A 25,294-nucleotide genomic window follows, 5' to 3' on the forward strand; every position below is an offset into this window, starting at 1 on the left:
GTCTCCGAGGTGAAGCGGTCACCGGTGAGCTGCATACCGTCACCCGAGTCCCCCGCGAACCTGATGATCACCCGGTCGAGACGGCGTACGTCCTTCGCCGAACCGTCCGGTTTGCGCTGTTCTCCCACGACGGTCCCGTCGGCCGACTCGGCCTGCCCCGTCTGTCCCGTTGCGCTGCTGACCCGACTGGTCACTGAACTGGACCTCCCTCGAGGTGGCTGTCCCGGAGGGGCCTTCCCGAAGGCCCTCCCTGGATCAACCCTACGTCTGTAAGGGCGCCCTTCCCTCGACTGTCGACAGGACCGCCCTCGAGAACGACCGACCGCCACGACCACCGTGACGGTCCCCGCTCCGAGACGTCCGAGACGCCGGCACCCCGACTTGCCATGATTTCCCGCCCCCGGGCGTCACTCCCGCAGACGCACCGGCCGACCGCGCCGGTTCACGATGATTCGTCGACGACTGGCACAGTGCCACTCCGTCACGAATTGAGATAGGTGAGCACCGCAAGAACCCGACGGTGATCCCCGTCACTCGGCGACAGCCCGAGCTTCAGGAAGATGTTGCTGACGTGCTTCTCGACGGCCCCGTCGCTCACCACCAGCTGCCTGGCGATGGCGGAGTTGGTCCGACCCTCGGCCATCAGCCCCAGCACCTCCCGCTCACGCGGAGTGAGGCCCGTGAGCACGTCCTGCTTACGACTGCGCCCGAGCAGCTGGGCGACGACCTCGGGGTCGAGCGCGGTCCCCCCGGAGGCCACCCGCACCACGGCGTCCACGAACTCCCGCACCTCGGCCACCCGGTCCTTGAGCAGATATCCCACCCCGTGACTCGACCCGGCCAGCAGTTCGGTGGCGTACCTCTCCTCCACATACTGTGACAACACCAGCACCCCGAGCCCCGGATGCGCCTTCCGCAACAGTACGGCGGCCCGCACGCCCTCATCTGTATGCGTCGGCGGCATCCGCACATCGGCCACGACGACGTCGGGCAACGCCCCCTCGTCACTCAGCTCGGTAATGGTCTTGACGAGCGCGTCGGCGTCCCCGACGCCCGCGACGACCTCATGCCCCCGGTCGGTGAGCAACCGGGTCAGCCCCTCCCTCAACAGCACCGAATCCTCGGCGATGACCACCCGCACCCTGTCCTCCACGATTCCGGCCCCCCAGCCGTCCACCCGTTGTGCCGAACACCCCCAGCATTCCAGCAACCGGCCCCTCCGCACCCGGCAACGGGCCCGCGGCGGCGCAGGACGACGAGAAGAAGCCGGGGGTACGGCGAGAACCAGCCGTGCGGGGTGCATCTCAGCCCGTCTGGGGGTGTCCCCTCTGGGGGAGTTTGAGGACGAGGCCCGTTCAGGGCCGATGGCGAGGCCTGGGGGCGCAGCCGCCAGTGGGGTGCAGGGGCGAAGCCCCTGGCGGGGTCGAAGGGGCGGCGGCCCCTGGAGACGGGAACCGGTAAGGGCGGCGGGGGCGAGGAACAGGCGTGCCCGCCCCGGCCTCAGCCCCGCCAGGGCAGCTCCGCCGTCACCCTCGTAGGCCCCCCGACCGGCGAGTCCACCACCAGGATCCCGTCCACGGCACCCAACCGCTCGGCCAACCCCGACAACCCGGAACCGCCGGAGGCCTCCGCACCGCCCACCCCGTCATCCACCACCTGCAACATCAACCGGTCCTCCACCCGCCACACATCCACCGAAGCCGACCGGGCCCCACTGTGCTTGCTGATGTTCTGCAGCAGCTCGGACACGGTGAAGTAGGCGATCCCCTCGATCGCCGCCACCGGCCGTGACTCCAGATCCACCTCCACCCGCACCGGCACCGCGCACCGCGACGCCACCGCCGACAGCGCCGCGTCCAGCCCCCGGTCCGTCAGCACCGCGGGATGAATCCCCCGCGCCAGATCCCGCAGCTCCTGCAGCGCCGTCTTCACCTCACCGTGCGCCTCGTCCACCATCCGTGCCGCCGCCCGCGGATCCTCCCGCAGCTTCTCCTTCGCCAGCCCCAGATCCATCGCCAGCGCCACCAGCCGCGCCTGCGCCCCGTCGTGCAGATCCCGCTCGATCCGCCGCAGATCCGCGGCCGCCGTATCCACCACGACCCCCCGGTCCGACTCCAGCTCCACCACCCGCGACGCCAGCCGCGACGGCCCGAGCAGCCCGTGCACCAGCAACCGGTCCACCGTCGTCAGCGCCCGCACGATCCACGGCGTGGCCAGCGTGACGAGCAGCCCCACCGACGCCGTGACGGTGATCTCGAAGGGGTTGTCCAGATACACCTGGTGCTGCTCGTCGCCGTACAGCTGAAGCCCGCCCTGGCCGCCGTACATCGGGAAGAACCAGAACCACAGCGGATACGTCAGCATCGTCCAGCCGAACACCCACACGGTGACGGTCACACAGAACGAGAACACCGCCCACGGGAACTGCACCAGCACGAACAGCACATGCCGCCACGACACCCCGCTCTTCAGGACGGCCCCCGTCCACGCCAGCACCCCGGCGCGGCCGTCCTTCCCCCGCACCCGCAGCGGCTCGGGATCGCGCACCTCCAGCCCCAGCAGCCCCCGCGCCCGCACCCGCTCCAACACCCCGAAGCCCCGGCAGGCGGCCAGCCCCGCCGCCAGCACCGGAATGCCGAGGAACGTCACCAGCAGCCCCGCCCCGACCGACAGCATGGTCACCGTGAAGACGAACAGCACGACGCTCAGCGGAAAACCGAGCAGCACATAGGCGAGCTCACGCCAGTGCCGCCCGCTCAGCGGCTCACGCAGCACGGCCGGCAGCCGATGCCGGCGCGCCCCGTGGTCCCCGTACCGCGCCTCGTACGCCCCGCGATACTCCGCGTCGTCGTACCCGTACCGCTCGTACCGCCCGTACTCCCCAGACTGCCCGTACTGCGTGGCCATCGGCGCCGTCCGTTCTCCTCGTCGTCTCCACTCGCCCCGCTCATCGCGCAGCTGCTGTGCCCTACCTCCACCCTCCTCGGCGCCGCCCCGCCGCACCATGGAGCCCGTCGGCCTGTCGAAAGGGGGGTTTTCCCTACCCCCGGCCCCTACGGGTTGGCGTGCCGCTCCTGCTCCCGCTCCCGCTTCCGCCAGGGCAGCTCGGCCGTCACCGTCGTGGGACCCCCGACCGGTGACTCCACGACGAACACCCCGTCGACGGCGTCCAGCCGCTCCGCCAGCCCCCGCATCCCCGTCCCCGCGTCGAGGCGCGCCCCGCCCCGGCCGTCGTCCCACACCTGGATGAACAGCCGGTCGTCCGTCCGCCACACATCCACCGAAGCCGTACGCGCCCCGCTGTGCTTGCTGATGTTCTGCAGCAGCTCGGACACGGTGAAGTAGGCGATCCCCTCGATCGCCTGCGCCGGCCTGGCCGCCAGATCGGCGGTCACCTTCACCGGCACCGTGCACCGCGACGCCACCGCCGACAGCGCCGCGTCCAGCCCGCGGTCCGTGAGCACCGCGGGATGAATCCCCCGCGCCAGATCCCGCAGCTCCTGCAGCGCGAGCTTCACCTCGCCGTGCGCCTCCTCCACCATCGCCGCGACGGCGTCGTCGGCTTGCCCCTCCTGCAGCTTCTCCTTCGCCAGCCCCAGCCCCATCGCCAGATTGACCAGCCGCGCCTGCGCCCCGTCGTGCAGATCCCGCTCGATCCGCCGCAGATCGGCCGCCGCCGTGTCCACGACGACCCCCCGGTCCGACTCCAGCTCGGCGATCCGCCGCTCCAGCTCGTCGGACGGCGACAGCAGCGCCCGCACCATCGCCCGGTCCGCGTTGGTCAGGCCTCGTGAGACGTAGGGGAGGAACGGCCACAGCACGAACAGGGAGGGGAGGATGATGGAGAAGGTGAGGATGCCCCAGGGCAGCCGTATGAAGTCGTAGAGCACCGTGCGCCAGGCCACCGGGTCCTTCAGCGCCAGCCACATCTGCGCGAGGGGCCCGCCCGCCCGGCGCAGCGGCAGCGGGCTCGGCTCGTCGACCCGCACCCCGAGCAGCAGCCGCGCCCGCTCCCGCTCGAACCGGCCCACCGCCCGCGCCCCCACCAGCCCGAGCGCGAGCAACGGCAGCCCGACCACCGTCAGGGTCAGCGAGGCACCGATGAACAGCACCGTCATCACATATGTGAAGCCGAACAACGACATCGGCAGGTTCGCCAGGAGATGCGCGATCTCCTTCCACGTCTGCGCATCGAGAGCGGGCCGAACCGCCGGCAGCCCACCATCGGGCCCTCTGCCCTCGGCCTGCCACCCGTCGGGCCTGCCGCCCTCGCGTCCGCGGTCGTCGCGTCTGCGGTTGTCCGGTCTGCGGTCGTCGGGCTGGTGGGTAGTGGTCATATGGGCTAGCGTGCCGCCCCGCGCGCCACCGCGCCATGAGGTTCGCCGCCCTTGCCCCCGGGGGAAAACCCCCGCCCCGAGGTCCGAGGCGTGACGGGCTGCTTACCGTCCCTTTATCAGGGCCTAGACTCCGTGCGTACAGATCGTCGAAGAGGCCCGAGTGGCCTGAGAAGCCGAAGAGGCTGAGGTCAGGGAGCGAGGGGACGGACGTGCGGGAACCGACCGTCGAGATCGCGGCGGACTATTTCGAGTCCTATTCGGTCGTCGGACTGCTCGCCGTCATCGGCGTGCTCTTCGTCGCGGTCGCCTTCGGCGCCGGCCGACTGCTGCGCCCGGTAGTGCCGACGCCCGAGAAACTCCTGACGTACGAGTGCGGCGTCGACCCCGTCGGCGAGGGCTGGGCCCACACCCAGGTCCGCTACTACGTCTACGCCTTCCTCTATGTCATCTTCGCCGTCGACTCGATCTTCCTGTTCCCCTGGGCGACGGTCTTCGCCGCCCCCGGCTACGGCGCCACGACCCTCGTGGAGATGTTCATCTTCCTCGGCTTCCTCGCCGTCGGCCTGCTGTACGCATACAAGAAGGGCGTCCTGACATGGACGTGACCCCGGAGCCCGTTCTGCTGCCCGAGCCGAAGCGGCTGGGCGCGCTCGCCCGCCTCGCCCCCGAGCCGATGAAGGTCGTCCTGAACTGGGGCCGCCGCTACTCCCTCTGGGTCTTCAACTTCGGCCTCGCCTGCTGCGCCATCGAGTTCATCGCCGCGTCGATGGCCCGCCACGACTTCATCCGCCTCGGCGTCATCCCCTTCGCGCCCGGGCCACGCCAGGCCGACCTCATGGTCGTGTCCGGCACGGTCACCGACAAGATGGCCCCGGCCGTGAAGCGCCTCTACGAGCAGATGCCCGAGCCGAAGTACGTCATCTCCTTCGGCGCCTGCAGCAACTGCGGCGGCCCCTACTGGGACTCCTACTCCGTGACCAAGGGCGTCGACCAGATCATCCCCGTCGACGTCTACGTCCCCGGCTGCCCGCCCCGCCCCGAAGCCCTCCTCCAGGGCATCCTCAAGCTCCAGGAGAAGATCGCCCGCGAGTCCCTGCACGAGCGCTACGGCACCTCCCGCCCGTCGGCCGCCGCCCTGCAGAGCGCCCTGGTGAAGCCGCCCACCGCAGAGGGGAACGCGGGATGACCACGATCGGCTGGCTGCCGGCCCCCGTCGAGGACCTCTTCGGTACGGACGCCACGGCCGAGGAGTCCTACGCCGTCCTGACCGTCGACGTCCCGCCCGCCTCCTGGCTCACCGCCCTCCGCGTCGCCCGCGACGAACTCTCCTGCACCTACTTCGACTGGCTGAGCGCCGTCGACGAACCGGGCACCGGCTTCCGCGTCTCGGCCCACGTCGTCGCCCTCGGCCCGGTCCGCCGCCTGCTCGTGCGCACCACGGTCCCGCACGAGGCCCCGACGCTCGCCTCCGCCGTCGACGTCTACGCGGGCGCGGCCTGGCACGAACGCGAGACCCACGAAATGTTCGGCGTCGGCTTCGAGGGCCACCCCTCCCTGAACCACCTCCTCCTCCCCGAGAACTTCGAGGGCCACCCCCTTCGCAAGGACTTCGTCCTCGCCGCCCGCGTCGCCAAGGCCTGGCCCGGCGCCAAGGAACCGGGAGAGTCCGAACACGGCGGCCCCAAGCGCCGCCAGATGCTGCCCCCCGGCGTCCCCGACCCGAACGAATGGGGCCCCCTCAAGGGCCAGCTCCCACCCGCCCCGGCCCGCCCGGCCCGTGGAGCGGCGGCGGGCCGCGCCGCAGGAGACCGCCCGACCCGAGCAGCGGCCGGCGAACGCCCCGTCCGCCGCGCCCGCACGGCAGCGGAAGGCTCCGCCAGCCAGACGGCCCCGACCGCACCCCCGACCCCGCCGGACACGACACCCGGCACGGAAGCCGGCGCTCCACAGCCCCCCGCCGGCCCGCGCCGCACGAGAAGCGCCGCCGCAGGCTCGGCGTCCCAGCGCACCGAGGCCACAGGAGAGCCGCCCGCGACCGACGCCACGACCGGCACGGACGCCACGACCGGCACGGACGCCACGACCGGCCCGGACACGACGACCGGCAGGGGCACGACGACCAGCACGGACACGGCGACCGGCACGTCACCCGCAGCGGCCGCCGGTCCCGCCGAGGCTGCCCCGACAGCCGGCCGTCCCCCGTCCGGCCCCCGCCGCTCCCGCAGCGCCTCCCAGGGCTCCGCCTCCCAACGCACGCAGCCCTCGGCTCCGTCCCCCTCCCCGGCAACCCCCCGCAGCTCGGACGCCCCCTGGCACCACGCCCGCCCGGCTTTCGACGAGCCGGAGCGAGGGCGGCCGAAGCCGGAGCAGCCCCCCGCGTCGGCGGAGGAGCCCCCCGCGGCGGCGCAGCCGCAGCCCGAGTCGGGTTCGAAGCCGGAGCGGACTCCTGTCCCCGAGCCGTCGGACGACACCACCACGGACACGAAACCGTCCGCCACCGACGACCCCGGCGGTCCGGACCCCCACACCGAGACCGACCCCGAACCCCCGAGGTCCGAACCACCCACCCCCGAAACCCCGTCAGGAGGCCCGCAGTGAACGACGCACTCGACGTCACCCTGCGCCTCCTGCTCGTCTTCGCCGTCTTCCTCACCTTCCCCCTGATCGTCGGTCAGACCGAGCACAAGGTCATGGCCCACATGCAGGGCCGCCTCGGCCCGATGTACGCCGGTGGCTTCCACGGCTGGGCCCAGCTCATCGCCGACGGCGTGAAGTTCGCGCAGAAGGAGGACGTGGTCCCCGCCGGCGCGGACCGCCGTATCTTCCAGCTCGCCCCCGCCGTCGCCCTCCTGCCGTACCTCCTCGTCCTCCTCGCCATCCCGATCGGTCCCGGCGAGGGCGCCGTCGGCCAGGTCCTGGACGCGGGCGTGTTCTTCGTCCTCGCAGTGATGGGCGTCGGCGTCCTCGGCTCCCTCATGGCGGGCTGGGCCAGCGCCAACAAGTTCTCCCTCCTCGGCGGTCTGCGCACCGCCGCCCAACTCCTCGCCTACGAACTCCCGATGCTGCTCACCGCCGCCTCGGTGGCGATGGCGGCCGGCACGGTCTCCCTGCCCGGCATCGTCGACGCCTTCGAGTGGTGGTGGCTGCCCTGGCAGATCGTCGGCGCGATCGTCTTCTTCGTCGCCGGCCTCGCCGAACTCCAGCGCCCGCCCTTCGACATGCCCGTCGCCGACTCGGAGATCATCTTCGGCGCCTACACCGAGTACACCGGTCTGCGTTTCGCTCTCTTCCTCCTCGCCGAGTACGCCGGAATCGTCGTCCTGTGCGGCCTGACCACCGTCCTCTTCCTGGGCGGCTGGCACGGCCCCTGGGGCGCCGACGGCCTCGGCTGGGTCTGGACCCTCCTGAAGGCCGCCGTCCTCGCCTTCGTCGTCATCTGGCTGCGCGTGACCTACCCCCGACTGCGCGAGGACCAGCTCCAGAAGCTCTCCTGGACCCTCCTCGTCCCCCTCTCCCTCGCCCAGATCGCCCTCACCGGCGTCGTGAAGGTGGTGATCCAGTAACCATGGCTCCCATTCCGGGTTCCGGTCTGGCCAAGGGCCTGGCCGTCACCCTCCGCACGATGACGAGGAAGTCCGTCACCGAGCAGTACCCGGACGCCCAGCCGGAACTCCCGCCCCGCACCCGAGGCGTGATCGGCCTGTTCGAGGAGAACTGCACGGTCTGCATGCTCTGCGCCCGCGAGTGCCCCGACTGGTGCATCTACATCGACTCCCACAAGGAGACGGTCCCGCCCGCCGCCCCCGGCGGCCGCGAGCGCAGCCGCAACGTCCTCGACCGCTTCGCCATCGACTTCTCCCTGTGCATGTACTGCGGTATCTGCATCGAGGTCTGTCCTTTCGACGCCCTGTTCTGGTCTCCGGAGTTCGAGTACGCCGAGACCGACATCCATGACCTCACCCACGAACGCGACAAGCTCCGCGAGTGGATGTGGACGGTGCCGGCCCCGCCCGCCCTCGACCCCGCCGCCGAGGAGCCGAAGGAGATCGCCGCCGCCCGCAAGACGGCGGAGAAACTGGCCGCCGCCCAGGCCGAGCCCGCCGAACCACAGGGAGGCGAGTCGTGACCCCCGCCACCACGGAGGCCCTGGCCGCCGCACCGCACGGCTTCCTCTCCCCGAACGGCGTCGAGATCGCGTTCGTCCTCGTCGGCCTGGCCACCCTCGGCGCCGCCCTGGTCACCGTCACCACCCGGCAGCTGGTGCACGCCGCCCTGTGGCTGGTGGTCGCCCTCGGCGGCCTCGCCGTCGAGTACCTCCTGCTCACCGCCGAGTTCATCGCCTGGGTGCAGGTCCTCATCTACGTCGGTTCCGTGGTCGTCCTCCTTCTCTTCGGTCTGATGCTCACCAAGGCCCCCATCGGCCGCTCCCCGGACGCCGACTCCGGCAACCGCTGGGCCGCCCTCACGGTCGCCGTCGCCGCGGCCGCCGCGCTCGTCTGGGTGGTCGTCGACGCCTTCCGCACCACCTGGATCGATCTGGACGGCCCCGCCGCCGGCTCCACCGAGGTCACCGGAGCGAGCCTCTTCCAGAACTGGGTCCTTCCCTTCGAGGCCCTCTCCGTCCTCCTCCTCGCGGCCCTGGTCGGCGCGATCGTCCTGTCCCGCAAAGCGAAGGCGGAGTCGAGCTCTCCCCCCGTGAACGCCCGAGGTGTCACGAAGAGTTCCCGGACGGTCACAGAAAGTTCCGACACCTCGGCCGAGCAGGAAGGCGCCCACTGATGCACCTCGCCTACCCCGCCGTCCTCTCCGCCCTCCTCTTCTGCACCGGCCTGTACGGCGTCCTCGCCCGCCGCAACGCGATCCTGGTCCTGATGTCGGTCGAGCTGATGCTCAACGCCGTCAACCTCAACCTGGTCGCCTTCGACGTCTGGCTGAGCCGGACCGCGGAAGAGACCTTGCACTCCGGGCAGGCCCTGACCCTGTTCACCATCGCCATCGCCGCCGCCGAGATCGGCATCGGCCTGGCGATCGTCCTCGCCGTGTACCGGAGCCGCGGTACCTCGGACATCGACAAGCTCCGCGACACCGCCGAGGGCCACGAGATCGACACCCCCGAGACCGAGCCGGGCGCCGAGAAGGCTGAGGCCACCGCGTGACCACGACCACCCTCGCCGCACTCGTCCCCCTCCTTCCCTTCCTCGGCGCGATCGCCGGACTGCTCCTCGGGCGCACCGCCCCCGGCTTCGTCCGCCCCCTCGCCGTCCTGCCGACCCTCACCTCCCTCGCCCTGGCCGCCGTCGTCGCCGTACGCCAGGGCGGCGACGCGGCCGTCACCGCGGCCACCGAACTCACGCCCACCGGCTCGATCCCGATCGAGCTGTCCCTGTACATCGACGGCTTCGCGGCCCTGGTCGCCGTCCTCGTGGGCACCGTCGCCACCTGTGTGCAGATCTATTCGACCGGCTACCTCCGCGAGGACCCGCGCTACCCCTCGTACGCCGCGCTCGTCTCCCTGTTCACCTCCGCGATGTTCCTGGTCGTCTACTCCGGCGACCTGATCGTGCTGCTGGTCGGCTGGGAGGTCATGGGCATCTGCTCCTACTTCCTCGTCGGCCACTACTGGGAGACCCCGGAGGCCCGCGCCGCCTCCCTCAAGGCCTTCCTGGTCACCAAGCTCGGCGACGTCCCCTTCCTGATCGGCCTGTTCGCCCTCGCCACGGACGCCGGCTCCTTCGAGATCACCAAGGTCCTCGGCGCCGTCGCCCACGACGGCCTGGACCACCCCACCGTCGTCGCCCTGCTGCTCCTGGCGGGCGTGGCCGGCAAGTCGGCGCAGTTCCCGCTGCACACCTGGCTCCCCGACGCGATGGCGGGCCCGACGCCCGTCTCCGCGCTGATCCACGCCGCGACGATGGTCGCCGCCGGTGTCTACTTCATCGCCCGGCTCCTCCCGGTCTTCGAGGCATCCGCGGCCGCGATGGTCGTCCTCGCCGTGATGGCCGCCGTCACGATGGTCGGCTCGGGCCTCGCGGCGCTCGCGCAGGACGACATCAAACGCGTCCTCGCCTACTCGACGATCGGCCAGCTCGGCTACATGACCGGCGCCCTCGCCGTCGGCGACCGCTCGGCCGCCGTGTTCCACCTCCTCTCGCACGGCGCCTTCAAGGCCCTGCTGTTCCTCGCGGCCGGCGTGATCATCCACGCCGCCGGCACCAACTCGCTCGCCGCGATGTCCCGCATGAGCCATCTGCGCGACCGCATCCCGGACGCCTACTGGACGATGACCGTGGCGCTCCTCGCGCTCGCCGCGATCCCGCCGTTCAGCGGCTTCTTCTCCAAGGAGTCCGTCCTCGGCGCTGCCGAGGACGTCACCACCGGCCACACCGAGCACGCCCCCGGCGCCGCCGGCTGGCTCATCCTCGTCGCCGGGCTGATCACCGCCCTCCTCACCGCCGCCTACGCGACCCGTCTGTGGCTGCTCGCCTTCCGCGGCCGGGGCGCCGAAGCCCCCGACCACGGCCGCCAGCCGCTGTCCATGACCGTGGTGCTGTGGGTCCTGGCAGTCCCGTCCCTCGCCCTCGGCGCGCTCGCCTACGCCACGCTCCCCGACTGGTTCGACGGCAACGACCTCGCCCCGACGCTCACCACCTCGGTGATCGGCACGGGCGTCGCCCTGGCCGGCGGACTCCTCACCTACGCGGCCTGGAGCCACCTCCGGGTCCTTGCCGTCGTCGCCCCGATGGGTGCGGTCGCCGCCCACCCCGAGGGAGACGCGGCCCAGGTGGAGGCCGAGGCCATCGCGACCCACGCGCCCGCCTACGGAGACGTGGCCTCCGCACCCGACCCGGCCGACCCCGGCCGACTGCTGCTCGGCCCGCTGCACCGCCCCGCGGCCGTCGGCTTCCACATCGACGCCGTGTACCGGGCGCTGTTCGTCCGCCCCGTCCAGGGCGGTGCGAGCCTCGTCCGGTTCCTCGACCGCGAGGTCGTCGACACCTACGTACGCGGCGCGGGCACCCTGCCCCGCTGGCTCGGCGCCGCCGTACGGCGCGCCCAGACCGGCAACGTCCAGACCTATGTGAGCGCGCTGCTCGCCGGCACCGTCGTCCTGGCGGTCGCCGCCCTCCTCGTCGCCTCGGGAGCGTGAGCAGGCGTGATCGATATCAACGAGTCCGTGATGCAGTTCCTTCTGGCGTTCGTCGTCGTCGGCCCGCTCCTCGGCGCCGCCGCCGCTCTGCTGCCCGCCCCACCCGGACTGAAGGGGAAGTCACCCGAGCAGGCCGTACTCCGCCACGGCGTCACGGTGACCGGCGTGATCCTCATCGCCGCGATCGTCCTCGCGCTCGGCTTCGACCACGACCATCCGTCGAAGATGCAGGCGAGCACGGACATCAGCTGGATCCCCGCACTCGACGTGCGCATCCACCTCGGCATCGACGGCATCTCCCTCCCCCTCGTGGTCCTGACCGCGCTGCTGACCTTCCTCTGCGCGCTCTACTCGTACTTCAAGATGCCTTCGGGACCGACCCCCAAGGCCTTCGTGGCGCTGCTGCTCGTCCTCGAGTCCGGCACCCTCGCCACCTTCGCCGTCCTCGACCTGCTGCTGTTCTTCCTCGCCTTCGAGACGGTCCTGATCCCGATGTACTTCCTCATCGCCCGCTGGGGCGGCGAGGGCCGGGCCCAGGCGGCCTGGAAGTTCATCCTCTTCACACTGCTCGGATCCGTGGTCATGCTGCTCGGCCTGCTCCTGATCGGAATCAAGGCGGGCACCTTCGACATGGTGGCACTCGCCACTGACAACGGCCGGTCGCTGACCACATCCGTGCAGGTCATCGCCGTTCTCGCGATCGGCATCGGGCTCGCGGTCAAGACCCCGATGTGGCCCCTGCACAGCTGGCTGCCCGACGCCCACACCTCCGCCCCGACCGTCGGCTCGGTCCTGCTGGCCGGCGTCCTGCTGAAGATGGGTACGTACGGGTTCGTCCGGATCCTGCTCCCGATCGCACCCGACGGCTTCCACACCTTCGCGCCCTACCTCGCCGCCTTCGCCGTCGTCGGGATCATCTACGGATCCCTGGCCTGCCTGGCCCTCGCCAAGCAGGGCGCGAAGGGCGACCTCAAGCGCCTGATCGCCTACTCCTCCGTCGGCCACATGGGCTTCGTCCTGCTCGGCATCGCCTCCACGACCCCGACCGGCGTGAACGGCGCCCTGTTCGCCAACATCGCCCACGGCCTCATCACCGGCCTCCTCTTCTTCCTGGTCGGCGCGCTGAAGGACCGCACCGGCACCACCGACCTGGACGCCCTCGCCGAACAGACCGGCGCCGCGCTGTACGGCAAGGCCCCCCGCCTCGGCGGACTGCTCGCCTTCGCCGCCGTCGCCTCGCTCGGCCTGCCCGGACTGGCCGGGTTCTGGGGCGAGATGCTCGCGCTGTTCGGCGCGTTCGACCCCGCCGACGACCTCAGCCGCCCCGCCTTCCTCACCTTCACGGCGATCGCCGCCTTCGGCACCCTCCTCACGGCCGCGTACCTGCTCGTCGTGGTCCGCCGCGTCTGCATGGGCGCGCTGCCGCAGGACGCGCCGAAGCTCGCCGACGTCCAGACGTACGAGTTCGCGGCCTGGACCCCGCTCGTCGCCCTCACCGTCGTCGCCGGCCTGTGGCCGAAGACCCTCCTCGGCCTGACCGACCCGGCCGTGCAGCAGCTCCTCGCAGGAGGCACCCGATGAGCTCCCCGGCCCAGGCCCAGGCCGCATCGCTGGTCCAGTCCGTCGACTGGCTCGCGATCGCCCCGCCCACCCTCGCGGCGGTCGTCGCACTCGCCGTCCTGGTGGCGGACCTGTTCGTCCCCGACGTACGCAAGCCCCTGCTCGGCTGGCTGTCCGTAGCCGGACTCGCCGTCTCCACGGCCCTGCTGCTGCCCCTCCTCGACGGCGACCGCTCCACCTTCTGCCTGACCGGCGACCCGAGCGCGTGCAGCTACACGGCCGACACCTTCACCCTCGTCATCCAGTTCCTGGTCCTCGGCGGAGCCCTGCTGGCCGCCCTCCTGTCCGTCACCGCCCTGAAGGACGCCCGCGGAAGACTCCCCGAAGGGGAGTTCTGGTTCCTGCTGCTGTCCTCCGCCGCCGGCGCCGCCCTGCTGCCCGCCTCCCGCGACCTCGCCACCCTCGTCGTCGCCCTGGAGGTCGCCTCCCTGCCGGCCTTCGCCCTTGTGGGCATCCGGCATGGCGATCGCAAGTCCTCCGAGGCGGCCCTGAAGTTCTTCCTGTCGTCCGTCACCGCGACCGCCGTCAGCCTGATGGGCATCAGCTTCGTCTACGCCACCACCGGCACCCTGTACCTCACCCAGGTCGCCGACCGCATCCAGCACGTCGACGGCCAACTGGACACCCTCGCCCAGACAGGCGTGGTCCTCACCCTGGTCGGCTTCGCCTTCAAGACGGCCGCCGTCCCCTTCCACTTCTGGGTCCCCGACACCTACGTCGGCGCCCCCCTGCCGATCGCCGCCTACCTGTCGGTCGTCGGCAAGGCGGTCGGCTTCTCCGGCCTCATCCTCGTCACGGTCGTCGGCCTCCCGTCCTACGCCGACGTCTGGGGCCCCGCCCTGGCCGCGCTGGCCGCCCTCACCATGACCGTCGGCAACGTCGGCGCCCTCCGCCAGCAGGCCACGCGCGCGTACAGCGCCGTACGCCTGCTCGCCTGGTCCTCCGTGGGCCAGGCCGGCTACCTCCTCGTACCGATCGCCGCCGCCGCGTACACCGACGACGCCGAGCACGCCATCGGCTCCACCGTCGCGTACGCCCTCATGTATGCCGCCGTGAACCTCGGCGCCTTCGCGGTGGCCGCCCTGGTGGGCCGTACGAGCGCACAGAACCGCCTCACCGACTACCGGGGCCTCTACACCAGGAACCCTGTCTCCGCGCTCGTGCTGGCCTTCTTCCTGCTGTGCCTCGCCGGACTGCCGCCGGGCATCATCGGGCTCTTCGCGAAGGTCACCGTCTTCTCCGCGGCCGTCGACGCGAGCCTGGGCTGGCTGGCGGTCGTCATGGCCGTCAACGTCGTGATCGCCCTGTACTACTACCTCCAGTGGACGGCGCTGCTGTTCCGCGCCCCCGAGGGCGAACCCGTCAAGCACCGCGTCCCCGCCCCCCTCACCGCCGCGATCGTCCTCACCGCCGCCCTCGGCATCGTCCTCTCCGGAGCCCCCCAACTGGTCCTGCGCTTCACCGACACCGGCCTCTTCTGAGCCGAGCGCCCCACGCGCGCGTACGCGGCCACCGCCGCCCGTACGCGCCCGCCGTCGCCCCCGTGCCCCGCCCTCACCCGGACGGCGCACACCCGTGCCCGTACGCACAAGGGAACTAGTGACTCCCGCCTGGCGTTGACCAGTACGGGAGGGTCCACTGGACGTGACATCACGGCACCAGAGGGCACCGGAGAGAAGGACCATCCACAGGCAAAGGGTTCCCCGCTGCACGATTTGGAGGGCGTACCGTGCACCGCCGGCACAACGGGCTCAGGACCGCAGTACTCCTCGGGGGACTGTCCGCACTCATCATCGTCATCGGCAGCTTCTTCGGCCGCGCGGGCCTCGTCGTCGCGGTCGTGATCGCGCTCGGTACGAACGCGTACGCGTACTGGAACAGCGACAAGCTGGCGCTACGCGCGATGCGGGCCCGCCCGGTCAGCGAGTTCGAAGCGCCGGCCCTGTACCGCATGGTCCGGGACCTCTCCACCCAGGCCCGCCAGCCCATGCCCCGTCTGTACATCTCCCCGACCGAGGCGCCCAACGCCTTCGCCACCGGACGCAACCCGCGCAACGCCGCCGTGTGCTGCACGGAAGGCATCCTGCGCATCCTCGACGAGCGCGAACTGCGCGGAGTCATCGGCCACGAGCTCAGTCACGTCTACAACCGGGACATCCTGATCTCCTCGGTCGCCGGCGCCCTCGCCTCCGTGATCATGTTCCTGGTCAACTTCGCCTGGCTGATCCCGATCGGCCGCTCCGACGACGACGACGGTCCCGGCCTGCTGGGCCTGCTCCTGATCATGATCCTCGGCCCGCTGGCCGCCAGCCTCATCCAGCTCGCGATCAGCCGCTCCCGGGAGTACGAGGCGGACGCCTCCGGAGCCCAGCTCACCGGCGACCCGCTCGCGCTCGCCAGCGCTCTGCGCAAACTGGAGATGGGCACCAAGCAGCTTCCGCTGCCCCCCGAGCCCCGGATCGAGACCGCGAGCCACATGATGATCGCGAACCCGTTCCGTCCCGGTCAGGGGCTCTCCAAGATGTTCTCGACCCACCCGCCGATGGCGGAACGCATCGCCCGGCTCGAGAAAATGGCAGGTCGCCACCAGTGAAGACCATCCTGAACGTCATCTGGCTCGTCCTGAGCGGCTTCTGGCTGTTCCTCGCCTACCTCCTCGCGGGACTGCTGCTCTGCATCACGATCATCGGCATTCCGTTTGGCATTGCCGCCTTCCGTATCGGCGTCTACGCCCTCTGGCCCTTCGGCTACACGACGATCGAGCGGCGGGACGCGGGCGCTCCCTCCTGCGTGGGCAACGTGCTCTGGCTGGTGCTCGCCGGCTGGTGGCTGGCCCTCGGCCACATCGTCACCGGCCTCGCCCTGTGCGTGACCATCATCGGCATCCCGTTCGGCATCGCGAACTTCAAGCTGATCCCGGTCTCGCTGTTCCCGCTCGGCCGCGAGATCGTGCCCACGGACGAGCCGTTCGCCGGGCGCTGACGCCGAGACCCGGCCCGTACCCGGCTCGTTGTCCACAACCGGCGGGTTTTCCACAGGTCTGCGCGACTGTCAGTGGCGGGCTGCACCATGGATGTGCGGGTCGTTCCCGGGCCCGTGAGTGACTCGACAAGTCAACGGACGCCCACCCGTCAGCGGGCCCCCGCCCACCGCCGCACCCCGTACACGGCAGCGCCCAGCGCCAGGACGCTTGCCCCCGTCACGACCGAAGTCCCCGGCAGCGCGAACGCCAGGGTCAGACAGCCCAGGAAACCCACCGCCGGTACCGCGCGGGCCACGGGAGAGGTGTCCAGGGTCCAGGCCGAGGCGTTGGCCACGGCGTAGTACGCGAGCACACCGAAGGAGGAGAAACCGATCGCGCCCCGTACATCCACCGTGGCGGCCAGGACCGCCACCACCGCGCCGACGGCCAGTTCGGCTCGATGGGGCACCTGGTAGCGCGGGTGCACAGCCGCCAGCGCGCCCGGCAGATGACGGTCGCGGGCCATGGCCAGCGTGGTGCGTGAGACGCCCAGGATGAGGGCGAGCAGTGAACCCAGGGCCGCCACGGCCGCCCCGACCCGTACGACCGGCACCAGCCCCGGCACGCCCGCCGCCCGCACCGCGTCCGCCAGTGGCGCGGTCGCCCGACCGAGTTCCCCCGCCCCCAGCACGGAAAGGACAGCCACCGCCACACACGCGTACACGGCCAGCGTGATGCCCAGTGCCAGGGGGATCGCGCGCGGGATGGTGCGCGCGGGATCCCGCACCTCCTCGCCGAGGGTCGCGATGCGCGCGTACCCGGCGAACGCGAAGAACAGCAGACCGGCGGCCTGCAGCACACCGCCCACGCCCCCCGAGGCCCCGACGTCCAGCCGCCCGGCGTCGGACGCCCCGGAGCTCAGACACGCCACGACCACGGAAGCGAGGACCGCCAGGACCACCGCCACGATCGCCCGCGTCAGCCAGGCCGACTTCTGGATGCCGCCGTAGTTCACGGCGGTCAGTGCCACCACGGCCGCGACCGCCACCGCGTGCGCCTGCTCCGGCCAGACGTACGCACCGACCGTCAGTGCCATCGCCGCGCAGGAGGCCGTCTTCCCGACCACGAACGACCAGCCGGCCAAGTACCCCCAGAACTCTCCGAGACGCTCGCGCCCGTACACGTAGGTGCCGCCCGAGGCCGGATACAGGGCGGCGAGGCGTGCCGACGACACGGCGTTGCAGTAGGCGACCAGCGCGGCGAGGGCGAGGCCGAGCAGCAGCCCGGAGCCCGCGGCGTGCGCGGCGGGGGCGAGGGCTGCGAAGACGCCGGCCCCGATCATCGAGCCGAGCCCGATGACCACGGCGTCGCCCACGCCCAGGGTCCGCCGCAGTGCGGCGGGGGATCCGGACTGTGTCATGGGCCGCACCCTACTGATCGGCGGAACCGGGCGGTGTCGCCGTGACGTCGTCATCATCAACACGACACGAACCCGCGTGCGACGCAGGACGCGGGGCGGGCGCGTGGGAGACGAGCACAGCCCGTCCGGAGCGAGCGAGATCACAGTGCCCGGACAGCGCGGGCACAGCACGGAAGGGCAGGTTCAGGACATGGGCATCATCAGCTGGATCATCCTGGGACTGTTGGCCGGAGTCATCGCCAAGGTCCTGCTGCCGGGCCGGGACCCGGGCGGCTTCATCGGAACGACCCTCATCGGCATCGCGGGCGCGTTCGTCGGCGGCTGGATATCGGCCCGCTGGCTGGACCACCCCATCACCAAGGACTTCTACGACGGCGCCACCTGGGCCGCGGCGATCGGTGGATCGCTCGTGCTCCTGATCGTCTACCGCCTGTTGTTCGGCAACTCGCGCGACTGAGCGCGGCCCGGGCCGGTCCCGGCCGACGAGACCGGCAGGCGAGAAGGGTGGGCACCGTGGGGTGCCCACCCTTCTTCGTCACCGGGAGTGTGTGGCCGGCGGCCGGCTACCGGTAGTTCACGAACTGCAGGGCGAAGTCGAAGTCCTGACCCTTCAGCAGGGCGATGACGGCCTGCAGGTCGTCACGGCTCTTGGAGCTGACGCGCAGTTCGTCGCCCTGCACCTGGGCCTTGATGCCCTTGGGGCCCTCGTCGCGGATGAGCTTCGCGACCTTCTTCGCGTTCTCCTGGGAGATGCCCTCCTTGATCTCCGCGAAGAGCTTGTACTCCTTGCCGGAGAGCTGGGGCTCGCCCGCGTCCAGTGCCTTCAGCGAGATCCCGCGCTTGATCAGCTTCGACTGGAAGACGTCGAGGACAGCCTTCACCCGGTCCTCGGAGTTCGCCTCCATCAGGATCTTTTCACCGGACCACGAGATCGAGGCACCCACGCCCTTGAAGTCGTAGCGCTGTGAGATCTCCTTGGCGGCCTGGTTGAGGGCGTTGTCGACCTCCTGCCGCTCGACCTTCGAGACGATGTCGAAACTGGAGTCGGCCATGTCCTGTGGCTCCTTGTATCGGGGTGCGTGTGAGGTGCGGATCGGCGTACGTGGGGGCGGCCGCCGAGCCCGGCGTGATCCCGGGCCGCATCCGGACAAGCCTAGCCACCCGTGGTCCTCCCGGTGCAGATCAATCGGGTGGCGGAGCACCCCTCGGCATCGGGTATTGTTTACGTCGTTGCCAGGGAGCACCGCCGAAAAGCGGTTCGAAGGGCAGCAAACCCGGCGGTGTGCCCGAGCGGCCAAAGGGAGCAGACTGTAAATCTGCCGGCTCAGCCTTCCCAGGTTCGAATCCTGGCGCCGCCACGCTGAGAGAGACCCTCTCTGATCTGCGAGAACGTAGATCGGAGAGGGTCTTTGCGTGTTGCGGTGGCGGGCTTGGAGGGGCGGCATCCGTGTGGGGCGCCTAGCCTTTATGAGTGAGAGCCGCACTCCGGGTACGCCCGCCGATCGGCGAGGCCTTGTTCACGTACCCAGGCGGCAACATCTACGACCGCGCTCCCAGGTTTCCTGCAGCGGACGCGGCCACCGTCTCGTGCATCGCGCGAGGGGTGGAAGAAAGGTAGATCCATGAACGTACAACGCGCGAGGCGTCTCTTCGCGGTGTCCGCCGTCGGGGTTCTGATGGCCACGGGTGCCACGATCGGCGCGGCAGGTGCGGCCTCGGCAACCACCCAGGCCAACCTTCCCACCCAGCTCAGCTCCAATTCGTGTGACCGCTACGGGAACTGCGACTTCCGTAACGACTTCAACAATCACAACGACTTCAACAACGGCGTCGTCCTGGTCATCGTGGTGGTCTGACCGGTTCGACGGAACACGGCTGAGGGCCGCCACTCCACCGCGGGTGGCGGCCCTCGGGGCGAGGGCGGGCGGGGCGGGAGGTGATGAGCCTGCGACGCATGGTCACCGGTGGTCAGGCGCCGGGTGTCTTCGCTGCCTGTTTCACTTCGGCCTCCACGTCGCTGCGTGGTCTGGCCTCGTCCTTGGCGTACTCCGTCACCGCGGCCTGGACGTCGCGGGCGAGGTCGCGCCAGGCGCGCCAGGCGGTCTCGTAGGTGTCGGTCTGGGTCTCCGACCAGGGGGTGCTCGTGGGAGGGCCGTACGCGTCCCGTAGCTCCTCGACCCTGGTGTGGGTTTCGTCGGCCAGGCGCTGCATCGCCACGAGTTCCTCGAAGGTATGTGCCATATGTACGGATGCTAGGGAGATGTCGGCCGTTCCGCGCGGCGAGCGGGGCGGGTGCCGCGGCCGGCCGCCCGCGTGGCGTACTGGGGCACACTGGCCCCATGCCCAGCGTCTCCAGCCGTCGCAGAACCTGCCCCGAGTGCCGTCGTGAGATCGCCGTCGTGGCCGGACGGTACGCCCGGCACGACCCGCCGGGGGCCCGGGAGAGCGGGGAGCTCGTCTCCTGCCCGGGGTCACGCAGGTTGGCCCAACTGGGCGCGGCCCAGCCGTCGTTGGACGGTTACGTCATTCCCGAGTTCCCGGGGCAGCTCCCACTGTTCTGAAGCCCCCGGCGGGTGGTGTCCTGAAGGGCGCTCAGGTGAGCTTCCCTCAGATTTCCGCCTCCCTCAGTTTCCCGCCACCGACTTCACCGCCACCGACACCGGTGCCTTGCCCCCGATCAGCTCCAGGGTGAGGCCGGAGGTCGCCGGGGTGTCCAGGAGTTCCGCCAGGACGGTCGCCACGTCATCGCGCGAGACGGGGCCGCGGCCCGTGTGGGCCTCCAGGCGGACCAGGCCGGTGCCGGGATCGTCCGTGAGCGCCCCGGGGCGCAGGATCGTCCAGTCGAGGGAGTCCAGACGCCGCACGTACGCGTCCGCCTCGCCCTTGGCGCGCAGGTAGACGTCGAAGACCTCCCTGCCCTCGTGGCGCGGGTCGGCGCCCATCGAGGACACGACCAGGAAGCGCCGTACGCCCGCCCGGACGGCCGCGTCCGCGAACAGCACCGCCGCGCCCTTGTCCACGGTGTCCTTGCGGGCCACCCCGCTGCCCGGTCCCGCGCCCGCCGCGAACACCGCCGCGTCCGCGCCCCGCAGCCGCTCCGCGACCTCCTCGACCGTCGCGGACTCCAGGTCCAGTACGACCGGTTCGGCGCCGGCTGCCCGCAGGTCGTCGGCCTGCTCGGCTTTGCGGATGATCCCCGCGACCTCGTCCCCGCGCCCGGCGAGCAGCCGCTCCAGCCGCAACGCGATCTGACCATGACCACCAGCGATGACAATGCGCATGCTTCCGACCGTACGCCCGGCCGTCCCCGTCCGCCGCGCCGTACGGGCGCCTGTCGCCTTCCCGTGCCGCTGTCGGCCTACGACAGCTGCCCCCGCCCCTGCCGGGGCAGCCCCAGCTCCGCCGACGCCGCGGAGTCGCAGTACTCCCGTACCGCGCTCGTCCGGGCCACCACCCGGCCGCGGTGGATCACGATGCGGCTGTACGCCAGGGAGAGCGCGGACGCCAGGCGGTCGGCGCGGACGGCCAGCAGGTCGGCCGGGAAGCCGGCCTCCACCCGTACCTCGGGCAGGCCCAGGGCCGCCCGCGCCGAGCCGCTCACGGCGTCGTAGGCCTCCTCGGGGCGCAGGCCGTGGAGGGAGGCGAGGAGGTAGGCCGCCTCCAGGGGGTCGCCGCGGCCCACCGGGTTGGACACGTCGCGCAACGCCCCGCTGCCCGCCGCCACTCGCACCCCGGCCGCGCGCAACAGCCGTACGGGCGCCGTGCCGTGGTGTTCCGCCGCGCCGCAGCCGCCCTGGGGGAGGCAGACCACCGTCACGCCGGCGGCGGCCAGTTGGTCGGCGGTGCGGCCGGCCGTCCCGGCGGGGAGCCGGCCCAGGCCGCCGCAGGGGCCGAGGGTGACGCCGGGGCGCAGACCGCCGGCCATCGCGGCGAGGCGGGCCAGCCGGGCGGGGTCGAAGGCGTCGGTGTGCAGGTCGACCGGGCAGCCGTGTTCGGAGGCGATGTCGAGGACGGCCTCCACGTACCCCGTGGGATCGGGGTCCAGGTCCGGACAGCCGCCCACGACACAGGCGCCCATCTTCAGCGCGTCCCGCAGCATCGCGAGCCCGTCCGCCCCGGCCACGCCGGTGAGGACGCGGGGCATCGCGACCGTCGTCAGTTCGGCGAGGCCGCGCAGCGAGCGCCGGGCCCGCAGTACGGCGGTCAGCGCGCCGAGGCCCTGGACGTCGCCCACGCGCACGTGTGCCCGCAGCGCGGTCGCGCCGTGCCCGAGCTGGAGCAGTGCGGCCTCGGTGGCGCGGCGCTGGACCTCCTGGGGGTCGTACGGCACGGGGCCGTCGGTGTCGGCCGTCAGGGCCGTGTCGGCGTGGGCGTGGGGCTCGGCGGGGGCCGGGAGGAGGAGGTAGCCGGTGAGGTCGACCCGGCCGGCGCCCCCACGGGCCGGACCGGCCGCCAGACTGCCCGCCGTGCCGACCGCCTCGATGCGCCCCCGGCCCAGCCGTACGTCCACGGTCCGGCCGTCCGTCAGCCGCGCCCCGCACAGCAGGATCGCGGTCGGGTCCGGGGTGCCGGACGAAGAGGGCGGGGAGGACGGGGAGGACGGCGAGGAGGGTGGCTGGGGCCGGCTGTCGGGCATCGCGCTCCAGGGGGCTCGGGGCTCGGGGCTCGGGGCTGCGCGGCGGAGACCCGGGACCGCGCAGGGGACGCAAGGTCACGCAGAGTGAGTCGAGCCTAGGACGGCCCTCCGGTGCGGGCGGGGAGGAGCGCAATAGTCGTACCGGCGTGGTGGCGGGTGGGGCGGAGGGGGCCGGAGAGGCTCGCGAGGCCGCTGCGACCGGGGAGAACGGGCCGCTCGGGCGGCCGTCGCGGGCCTGTGTCGGTCTCCCCGGTGGAGCCGTTCCTGGCTGCGAGCAGGCCGGTCCCCGCGTCCCCCGTGGGGCCCGGGAAACGGATTTGGGTGAACGGCTGCGGACCGTGTAATGTCTTCATCGCTCGCCCCAATAGCTCAGTCGGCAGAGCGTCTCCATGGTAAGGAGAAGGTCTACGGTTCGATTCCGTATTGGGGCTCTGGTGTGAGAGGTTCCCGTCGCGAGGCGGGAACGGATCACATCAAAGCGGTGTAGCTCAGTCGGTAGAGCAAGCGGCTCATAATCGCTGTGTCACCGGTTCAAGTCCGGTCACCGCTACACGCAGTAGCCGATTGTGGGGTCGGTCCTTCGATCGGCTACTCTTTCTTGCGTTAAACCAATCCCATCCGTTCGTCAAGGAGCACTCACGTGGCTGCCACCGACGTCCGCCCGAAGATCACGCTGGCCTGCGTGGAGTGCAAGGAGCGGAACTACATCACCAAGAAGAACCGGCGTAACAACCCGGACCGTCTTGAGATGAAGAAGCACTGCCCGCGTTGCAACGCGCACACCGCGCACCGCGAGACGCGATAAATCAGGCTCGTATGCGAGGCCGTCCCCGAGTGATCGGGGGCGGCCTCGTGTCGTTGAACGACCCGTACCCGTCAGTATCGGTCAGCACAGCAAGCAGGAGGTGCCGAGCTCATGGCGCTCGACCAGTCCTTCGTGGGGCGGACCTACCCGCCCACCGATCCCTATGAGGTCGGCCGGGAGAAGATCCGCGAGTTCGCGGAGGCCGTGGGGGACACCAACCCGGTGTACACCGACCCGGAGGCCGCCAAGGCGCTCGGGTACGCCGATGTGATCGCCCCGCCGACCTTCGTGTTCTCGATCACCTTCAAGGCGGCGGGACAGGTCGTCCAGGACCCGCAGCTGGGCCTCGACTACAGCCGTGTGGTGCACGGCGACCAGAAGTTCGCCTACCAGCGCCCGGTGCGCGCCGGTGACCGGCTCACGGTCACCTCCACCATCGAGGCGATCAAGTCCATGGCGGGCAACGACATCCTGGACATCCGTGGTGAGGTGCACGACGAGGCCGGCGAGCACGTCGTGACCGCGTGGACGAAGCTGGTCGCCCGTGCGGCCGAGGAGGTGTGAGGGCCGATGACGGCGAAGATCGCTTACGACGACGTCGAGGTCGGCACCGAGCTGCCCGCGCAGTCCTTTCCTCTGAACCGGGCCACCCTCGTGCAGTACGCGGGTGCCTCCGGGGACTTCAACCCCATCCACTGGAACGAGAAGTTCGCCAAGGAGGTGGGGCTGCCGGACGTCATCGCGCACGGCATGTTCACCATGGCCGAGGCGGTTCGGGTCGTCACGGACTGGACCGGTGATCCGGGGGCGGTCGTCGACTACGGGGTTCGCTTCACCAAGCCTGTCGTCGTGCCGAACGACGATCAGGGGGCCGTGATCGAGGTCACCGGGAAGGTGGCGGCGAAGCTCGAGGACAACACTGTGCGTGTTGATCTGACGGTGACCAGTGGGGGGCAGAAGGTGCTGGGGATGTCTCGGGTGGTTGTGCGGCTGGGCTGAGGGCTCGGGTGTGGGTGCGCGCGTACGGCTGTGTCCTGGGCGGAGTTGTTCGCGCGCGTGCGCTGGGGTTGGGCGGGGGTGGGGGTGCTTGCCCGCGCTTGCGGGGTGCCTCCCCCACTCTCGGCTTCGCTCGAGCGGGGGACCCCCATCGCCCACCCGTGCCGCCCCAGCGGCACGACTGCCCGCAGCTAAGTGCGGTACGTGCCCGCAGCTAGGGATGTCGCGTCGGCTGCGGGCGTCGTGTCAGCGGTGCGGCTGGGTGTCGTAGGCGTCTCGTAGTCTTGGGGGCGTGTTGGAGAATTTCGATGCCTTGCTTGCGCCGCTGACCACCTTTCGGCTCGGGGGGGCCGCCGCTCGGTTGGTGACGGCGGTCACCGATGCCGAGGTGGTCGACGCCGTGCGGGCGGCCGATGCCGAGGGCACGCCGCTGCTGGTGGTCGGGGGCGGGTCGAACCTCGTCATCGGGGACAAGGGCTTCGAGGGCACCGCCCTGCGCATCGCCACGCGCGGTTTCGAGCTCGTCGGTACGACGCTGGAGCTGGCCGCGGGTGAGGTGTGGAGCGACGCCGTCGCCCGGACCGTCGAGGCCGGGCTGGCCGGGGTCGAGTGCCTTGCCGGTATCCCCGGCTCGGCCGGTGCCACCCCGATCCAGAACGTGGGGGCGTACGGGCAGGAGGTCTCCTCCACCATCACCGAGGTCATCGCCTATGACCGCCGACGCGGCGAGACGGTCACCCTCACCAACGAGGAGTGCGCCTTCGCCTACCGGCACAGCCGCTTCAAGGCCGACCCCGAGCGGTACGTCGTCCTGCGGGTCCGGTTCGAGCTGGAGGACGCGGGCGGGCTGTCGGCGCCGATCAAGTACGCCGAGACCGCGCGGGCGCTCGGAGTGGAGCCGGGGGAGCGGGTGGCGCTCGCCGACGCCCGGGAGACCGTGCTGAAGCTGCGGGCCGGGAAGGGCATGGTGCTCGACCCCGAGGACCACGACACCTGGTCCGCCGGGTCGTTCTTCACCAACCCGATCCTCACCGACGCCGACTTCGCGGTGTTCCACGCGCGCGTGAAGGAGCGGCTGGGGGACGGCGTGCAGCCGCCCGCCTACCCCACGGGCCAGGGGCACACCAAGACCTCCGCGGCCTGGCTGATCGACAAGGCCGGCTTCACCAAGGGCTACGGCACCGGGCCCGCCCGTATCTCCACCAAGCACACCCTCGCCCTCACCAACCGCGGCGCGGCCACCACGGAGGATCTGCTGGCGCTGGCCCGCGAGGTCGTGGCCGGGGTGCGGGAGGCGTTCGGGATCACCCTCGTCAACGAACCGGTGATGGTCGGCGTCGAGTTGTAGTTCCCCGGCTTCCCGACGGGTGG

At 71.2% G+C, this 25,294-nt stretch carries 28 protein-coding genes and 3 tRNA genes; 22 read left to right on the forward strand and 9 right to left on the reverse strand.

Annotation, left to right across the window (positions count from 1 at the left end; translation table 11 throughout):
• The 4 genes from ACIRF9_RS13120 to ACIRF9_RS13135 form a co-directional block, all read right to left on the reverse strand.
• Window positions 1–194, reverse strand: a 194-nt coding sequence (locus ACIRF9_RS13120) for a hypothetical protein (RefSeq protein WP_403819947.1), incomplete at its 3' end; no start/stop codon positions are given.
• A 287-nt stretch (window positions 195–481) separates the two neighbouring features.
• Window positions 482–1,153, reverse strand: a complete 672-nt coding sequence (locus tag ACIRF9_RS13125) for a LuxR C-terminal-related transcriptional regulator (RefSeq protein ID WP_403819950.1) — start codon at window positions 1,151–1,153, stop codon at window positions 482–484.
• A 347-nt stretch (window positions 1,154–1,500) separates the two neighbouring features.
• The gene (locus tag ACIRF9_RS13130; protein ID WP_403819953.1) at window positions 1,501–2,907 is read right to left on the reverse strand and encodes a sensor histidine kinase; all 1,407 of its coding nucleotides are present in this window, start codon (window positions 2,905–2,907) and stop codon (window positions 1,501–1,503) included.
• Between the two features lie 146 nt (window positions 2,908–3,053).
• Entirely contained in the window at window positions 3,054–4,337 is a 1,284-nt protein-coding gene (locus tag ACIRF9_RS13135) for a sensor histidine kinase (protein WP_403819956.1), read from the reverse strand.
• A gap of 209 nt (window positions 4,338–4,546) precedes the next feature.
• On the opposite strand from ACIRF9_RS13135, the gene ACIRF9_RS13140 reads away from it, so the two are divergent.
• The 12 genes from ACIRF9_RS13140 to ACIRF9_RS13195 all read left to right on the forward strand — a co-directional run bounded on the left by ACIRF9_RS13140 (window position 4,547) and on the right by ACIRF9_RS13195 (window position 16,086).
• Window positions 4,547–4,942, forward strand: coding sequence for an NADH-quinone oxidoreductase subunit A (locus ACIRF9_RS13140; protein ID WP_403819959.1), 396 nt, complete (start codon window positions 4,547–4,549; stop codon window positions 4,940–4,942).
• Window positions 4,933–5,523 carry an NADH-quinone oxidoreductase subunit B gene (locus ACIRF9_RS13145; protein ID WP_403819962.1) on the forward strand — a complete coding sequence of 197 codons (591 nt, stop codon included), beginning with the start codon at window positions 4,933–4,935 and terminating at the stop codon, window positions 5,521–5,523. Before ACIRF9_RS13140 ends, ACIRF9_RS13145 begins: the two co-directional genes overlap by 10 nt.
• Complete coding sequence (locus tag ACIRF9_RS13150) at window positions 5,520–6,935, forward strand: NADH-quinone oxidoreductase subunit C (RefSeq protein WP_403819965.1); 1,416 nt, start codon at window positions 5,520–5,522, stop codon at window positions 6,933–6,935. Before ACIRF9_RS13145 ends, ACIRF9_RS13150 begins: the two co-directional genes overlap by 4 nt.
• A complete protein-coding gene (locus ACIRF9_RS13155) occupies window positions 6,932–7,900 on the forward strand; it encodes an NADH-quinone oxidoreductase subunit H (RefSeq protein ID WP_403819968.1) in 969 nt (322 codons plus the stop codon). Before ACIRF9_RS13150 ends, ACIRF9_RS13155 begins: the two co-directional genes overlap by 4 nt.
• A gap of 2 nt (window positions 7,901–7,902) precedes the next feature.
• On the forward strand, window positions 7,903–8,463 hold the full coding sequence (locus ACIRF9_RS13160; protein WP_403819971.1) for a NuoI/complex I 23 kDa subunit family protein: 561 nt from the start codon (window positions 7,903–7,905) through the stop codon (window positions 8,461–8,463).
• Window positions 8,460–9,116: an NADH-quinone oxidoreductase subunit J gene (locus ACIRF9_RS13165; RefSeq protein ID WP_403819973.1), complete on the forward strand. Its 657-nt coding sequence runs from the start codon at window positions 8,460–8,462 to the stop codon at window positions 9,114–9,116. Before ACIRF9_RS13160 ends, ACIRF9_RS13165 begins: the two co-directional genes overlap by 4 nt.
• The gene (nuoK, locus tag ACIRF9_RS13170; protein WP_403819975.1) at window positions 9,116–9,493 is read left to right on the forward strand and encodes an NADH-quinone oxidoreductase subunit NuoK; all 378 of its coding nucleotides are present in this window, start codon (window positions 9,116–9,118) and stop codon (window positions 9,491–9,493) included. The genes ACIRF9_RS13165 and nuoK overlap by 1 nt, the downstream gene beginning before the upstream one ends.
• A complete protein-coding gene (locus ACIRF9_RS13175) occupies window positions 9,490–11,484 on the forward strand; it encodes an NADH-quinone oxidoreductase subunit L (protein WP_403819978.1) in 1,995 nt (664 codons plus the stop codon). The genes nuoK and ACIRF9_RS13175 overlap by 4 nt, the downstream gene beginning before the upstream one ends.
• Before the next feature lie 6 nt (window positions 11,485–11,490).
• Window positions 11,491–13,065, forward strand: a complete 1,575-nt coding sequence (locus ACIRF9_RS13180; RefSeq protein WP_403819981.1) for a NuoM family protein — start codon at window positions 11,491–11,493, stop codon at window positions 13,063–13,065.
• The gene (locus ACIRF9_RS13185; RefSeq protein WP_403819983.1) at window positions 13,062–14,585 is read left to right on the forward strand and encodes an NADH-quinone oxidoreductase subunit N; all 1,524 of its coding nucleotides are present in this window, start codon (window positions 13,062–13,064) and stop codon (window positions 14,583–14,585) included. The genes ACIRF9_RS13180 and ACIRF9_RS13185 overlap by 4 nt, the downstream gene beginning before the upstream one ends.
• A gap of 248 nt (window positions 14,586–14,833) precedes the next feature.
• Complete coding sequence (htpX, locus tag ACIRF9_RS13190) at window positions 14,834–15,697, forward strand: zinc metalloprotease HtpX (RefSeq protein ID WP_403819986.1); 864 nt, start codon at window positions 14,834–14,836, stop codon at window positions 15,695–15,697.
• On the forward strand, window positions 15,694–16,086 hold the full coding sequence (locus ACIRF9_RS13195) for a YccF domain-containing protein (protein ID WP_403819989.1): 393 nt from the start codon (window positions 15,694–15,696) through the stop codon (window positions 16,084–16,086). Before htpX ends, ACIRF9_RS13195 begins: the two co-directional genes overlap by 4 nt.
• Before the next feature lie 149 nt (window positions 16,087–16,235).
• Here the strand turns inward: ACIRF9_RS13195 and ACIRF9_RS13200 are convergent, their stop codons facing one another.
• Window positions 16,236–17,486: an APC family permease gene (locus ACIRF9_RS13200; RefSeq protein ID WP_403819992.1), complete on the reverse strand. Its 1,251-nt coding sequence runs from the start codon at window positions 17,484–17,486 to the stop codon at window positions 16,236–16,238.
• 190 nt (window positions 17,487–17,676) lie between these two features.
• Between ACIRF9_RS13200 and ACIRF9_RS13205 the strand changes: the two genes are divergently transcribed.
• The gene (locus ACIRF9_RS13205; RefSeq protein ID WP_403819995.1) at window positions 17,677–17,943 is read left to right on the forward strand and encodes a GlsB/YeaQ/YmgE family stress response membrane protein; all 267 of its coding nucleotides are present in this window, start codon (window positions 17,677–17,679) and stop codon (window positions 17,941–17,943) included.
• 106 nt (window positions 17,944–18,049) lie between these two features.
• Here the strand turns inward: ACIRF9_RS13205 and ACIRF9_RS13210 are convergent, their stop codons facing one another.
• A complete protein-coding gene (locus ACIRF9_RS13210; RefSeq protein WP_403819998.1) occupies window positions 18,050–18,538 on the reverse strand; it encodes a YajQ family cyclic di-GMP-binding protein in 489 nt (162 codons plus the stop codon).
• A 224-nt stretch (window positions 18,539–18,762) separates the two neighbouring features.
• On the opposite strand from ACIRF9_RS13210, the gene ACIRF9_RS13215 reads away from it, so the two are divergent.
• Both ACIRF9_RS13215 and ACIRF9_RS13220 read left to right on the forward strand, forming a co-directional pair.
• Window positions 18,763–18,844: transfer RNA gene (locus ACIRF9_RS13215), tRNA-Tyr, on the forward strand.
• 264 nt (window positions 18,845–19,108) lie between these two features.
• Complete coding sequence (locus ACIRF9_RS13220) at window positions 19,109–19,342, forward strand: hypothetical protein (RefSeq protein WP_403820001.1); 234 nt, start codon at window positions 19,109–19,111, stop codon at window positions 19,340–19,342.
• 112 nt (window positions 19,343–19,454) lie between these two features.
• Here ACIRF9_RS13220 and ACIRF9_RS13225 read toward each other — a convergent pair whose 3' ends face one another.
• Window positions 19,455–19,727 carry a hypothetical protein gene (locus ACIRF9_RS13225; RefSeq protein WP_403820004.1) on the reverse strand — a complete coding sequence of 91 codons (273 nt, stop codon included), beginning with the start codon at window positions 19,725–19,727 and terminating at the stop codon, window positions 19,455–19,457.
• A gap of 98 nt (window positions 19,728–19,825) precedes the next feature.
• On the opposite strand from ACIRF9_RS13225, the gene ACIRF9_RS13230 reads away from it, so the two are divergent.
• A complete protein-coding gene (locus ACIRF9_RS13230) occupies window positions 19,826–20,047 on the forward strand; it encodes a hypothetical protein (RefSeq protein ID WP_403820007.1) in 222 nt (73 codons plus the stop codon).
• A gap of 63 nt (window positions 20,048–20,110) precedes the next feature.
• Here ACIRF9_RS13230 and ACIRF9_RS13235 read toward each other — a convergent pair whose 3' ends face one another.
• Window positions 20,111–20,767, reverse strand: coding sequence for an SDR family oxidoreductase (locus tag ACIRF9_RS13235; protein WP_403820010.1), 657 nt, complete (start codon window positions 20,765–20,767; stop codon window positions 20,111–20,113).
• 77 nt (window positions 20,768–20,844) lie between these two features.
• Complete coding sequence (locus ACIRF9_RS13240; RefSeq protein WP_403820013.1) at window positions 20,845–22,122, reverse strand: amidohydrolase family protein; 1,278 nt, start codon at window positions 22,120–22,122, stop codon at window positions 20,845–20,847.
• Window positions 22,123–22,480: 358 nt separating this feature from the next.
• On the opposite strand from ACIRF9_RS13240, the gene ACIRF9_RS13245 reads away from it, so the two are divergent.
• The 6 genes from ACIRF9_RS13245 to ACIRF9_RS13270 all read left to right on the forward strand — a co-directional run bounded on the left by ACIRF9_RS13245 (window position 22,481) and on the right by ACIRF9_RS13270 (window position 25,271).
• A tRNA-Thr gene (locus ACIRF9_RS13245) sits at window positions 22,481–22,553 on the forward strand.
• A gap of 46 nt (window positions 22,554–22,599) precedes the next feature.
• A tRNA-Met gene (locus ACIRF9_RS13250) sits at window positions 22,600–22,672 on the forward strand.
• A 90-nt stretch (window positions 22,673–22,762) separates the two neighbouring features.
• Complete coding sequence (rpmG, locus tag ACIRF9_RS13255; protein ID WP_003948671.1) at window positions 22,763–22,927, forward strand: 50S ribosomal protein L33; 165 nt, start codon at window positions 22,763–22,765, stop codon at window positions 22,925–22,927.
• 111 nt (window positions 22,928–23,038) lie between these two features.
• Complete coding sequence (locus ACIRF9_RS13260; RefSeq protein ID WP_403820016.1) at window positions 23,039–23,491, forward strand: MaoC family dehydratase N-terminal domain-containing protein; 453 nt, start codon at window positions 23,039–23,041, stop codon at window positions 23,489–23,491.
• 6 nt (window positions 23,492–23,497) lie between these two features.
• Window positions 23,498–23,926, forward strand: coding sequence for a MaoC family dehydratase (locus ACIRF9_RS13265; protein WP_403820019.1), 429 nt, complete (start codon window positions 23,498–23,500; stop codon window positions 23,924–23,926).
• 289 nt (window positions 23,927–24,215) lie between these two features.
• On the forward strand, window positions 24,216–25,271 hold the full coding sequence (locus ACIRF9_RS13270; protein WP_403820022.1) for a UDP-N-acetylmuramate dehydrogenase: 1,056 nt from the start codon (window positions 24,216–24,218) through the stop codon (window positions 25,269–25,271).
• The last annotated feature ends 23 nt before the right edge of the window (window positions 25,272–25,294 follow it).

Origin of the sequence: Streptomyces sp. NPDC096132, from assembly GCF_044763345.1 — a bacterium.
Taxonomy (GTDB): Bacteria; Actinomycetota; Actinomycetes; order Streptomycetales; family Streptomycetaceae; genus Streptomyces.

Excerpts from the sequence above, each read along its gene's own strand:
- nuoK (WP_403819975.1), top strand. The coding sequence starts at position 9,116 with ATGCACCTCGCCTACCCCGCCGTCCTCTCCGCCCTCCTCTTCTGCACC.
- ACIRF9_RS13260 (WP_403820016.1), top strand. The coding sequence starts at position 23,039 with ATGGCGCTCGACCAGTCCTTCGTGGGGCGGACCTACCCGCCCACCGAT.
- ACIRF9_RS13225 (WP_403820004.1), bottom strand. The coding sequence starts at position 19,727 with ATGGCACATACCTTCGAGGAACTCGTGGCGATGCAGCGCCTGGCCGAC.
- ACIRF9_RS13205 (WP_403819995.1), top strand. The coding sequence starts at position 17,677 with ATGGGCATCATCAGCTGGATCATCCTGGGACTGTTGGCCGGAGTCATC.
- ACIRF9_RS13210 (WP_403819998.1), bottom strand. The coding sequence starts at position 18,538 with ATGGCCGACTCCAGTTTCGACATCGTCTCGAAGGTCGAGCGGCAGGAG.
- ACIRF9_RS13200 (WP_403819992.1), bottom strand. The coding sequence starts at position 17,486 with ATGACACAGTCCGGATCCCCCGCCGCACTGCGGCGGACCCTGGGCGTG.
- ACIRF9_RS13145 (WP_403819962.1), top strand. The coding sequence starts at position 4,933 with ATGGACGTGACCCCGGAGCCCGTTCTGCTGCCCGAGCCGAAGCGGCTG.
- ACIRF9_RS13235 (WP_403820010.1), bottom strand. The coding sequence starts at position 20,767 with ATGCGCATTGTCATCGCTGGTGGTCATGGTCAGATCGCGTTGCGGCTG.
- ACIRF9_RS13135 (WP_403819956.1), bottom strand. The coding sequence starts at position 4,337 with ATGACCACTACCCACCAGCCCGACGACCGCAGACCGGACAACCGCAGA.
- ACIRF9_RS13240 (WP_403820013.1), bottom strand. The coding sequence starts at position 22,122 with ATGCCCGACAGCCGGCCCCAGCCACCCTCCTCGCCGTCCTCCCCGTCC.
- ACIRF9_RS13230 (WP_403820007.1), top strand. The coding sequence starts at position 19,826 with ATGCCCAGCGTCTCCAGCCGTCGCAGAACCTGCCCCGAGTGCCGTCGT.
- ACIRF9_RS13160 (WP_403819971.1), top strand. The coding sequence starts at position 7,903 with ATGGCTCCCATTCCGGGTTCCGGTCTGGCCAAGGGCCTGGCCGTCACC.
- ACIRF9_RS13220 (WP_403820001.1), top strand. The coding sequence starts at position 19,109 with ATGAACGTACAACGCGCGAGGCGTCTCTTCGCGGTGTCCGCCGTCGGG.
- ACIRF9_RS13265 (WP_403820019.1), top strand. The coding sequence starts at position 23,498 with ATGACGGCGAAGATCGCTTACGACGACGTCGAGGTCGGCACCGAGCTG.
- ACIRF9_RS13150 (WP_403819965.1), top strand. The coding sequence starts at position 5,520 with ATGACCACGATCGGCTGGCTGCCGGCCCCCGTCGAGGACCTCTTCGGT.
- ACIRF9_RS13185 (WP_403819983.1), top strand. The coding sequence starts at position 13,062 with ATGAGCTCCCCGGCCCAGGCCCAGGCCGCATCGCTGGTCCAGTCCGTC.
- ACIRF9_RS13130 (WP_403819953.1), bottom strand. The coding sequence starts at position 2,907 with ATGGCCACGCAGTACGGGCAGTCTGGGGAGTACGGGCGGTACGAGCGG.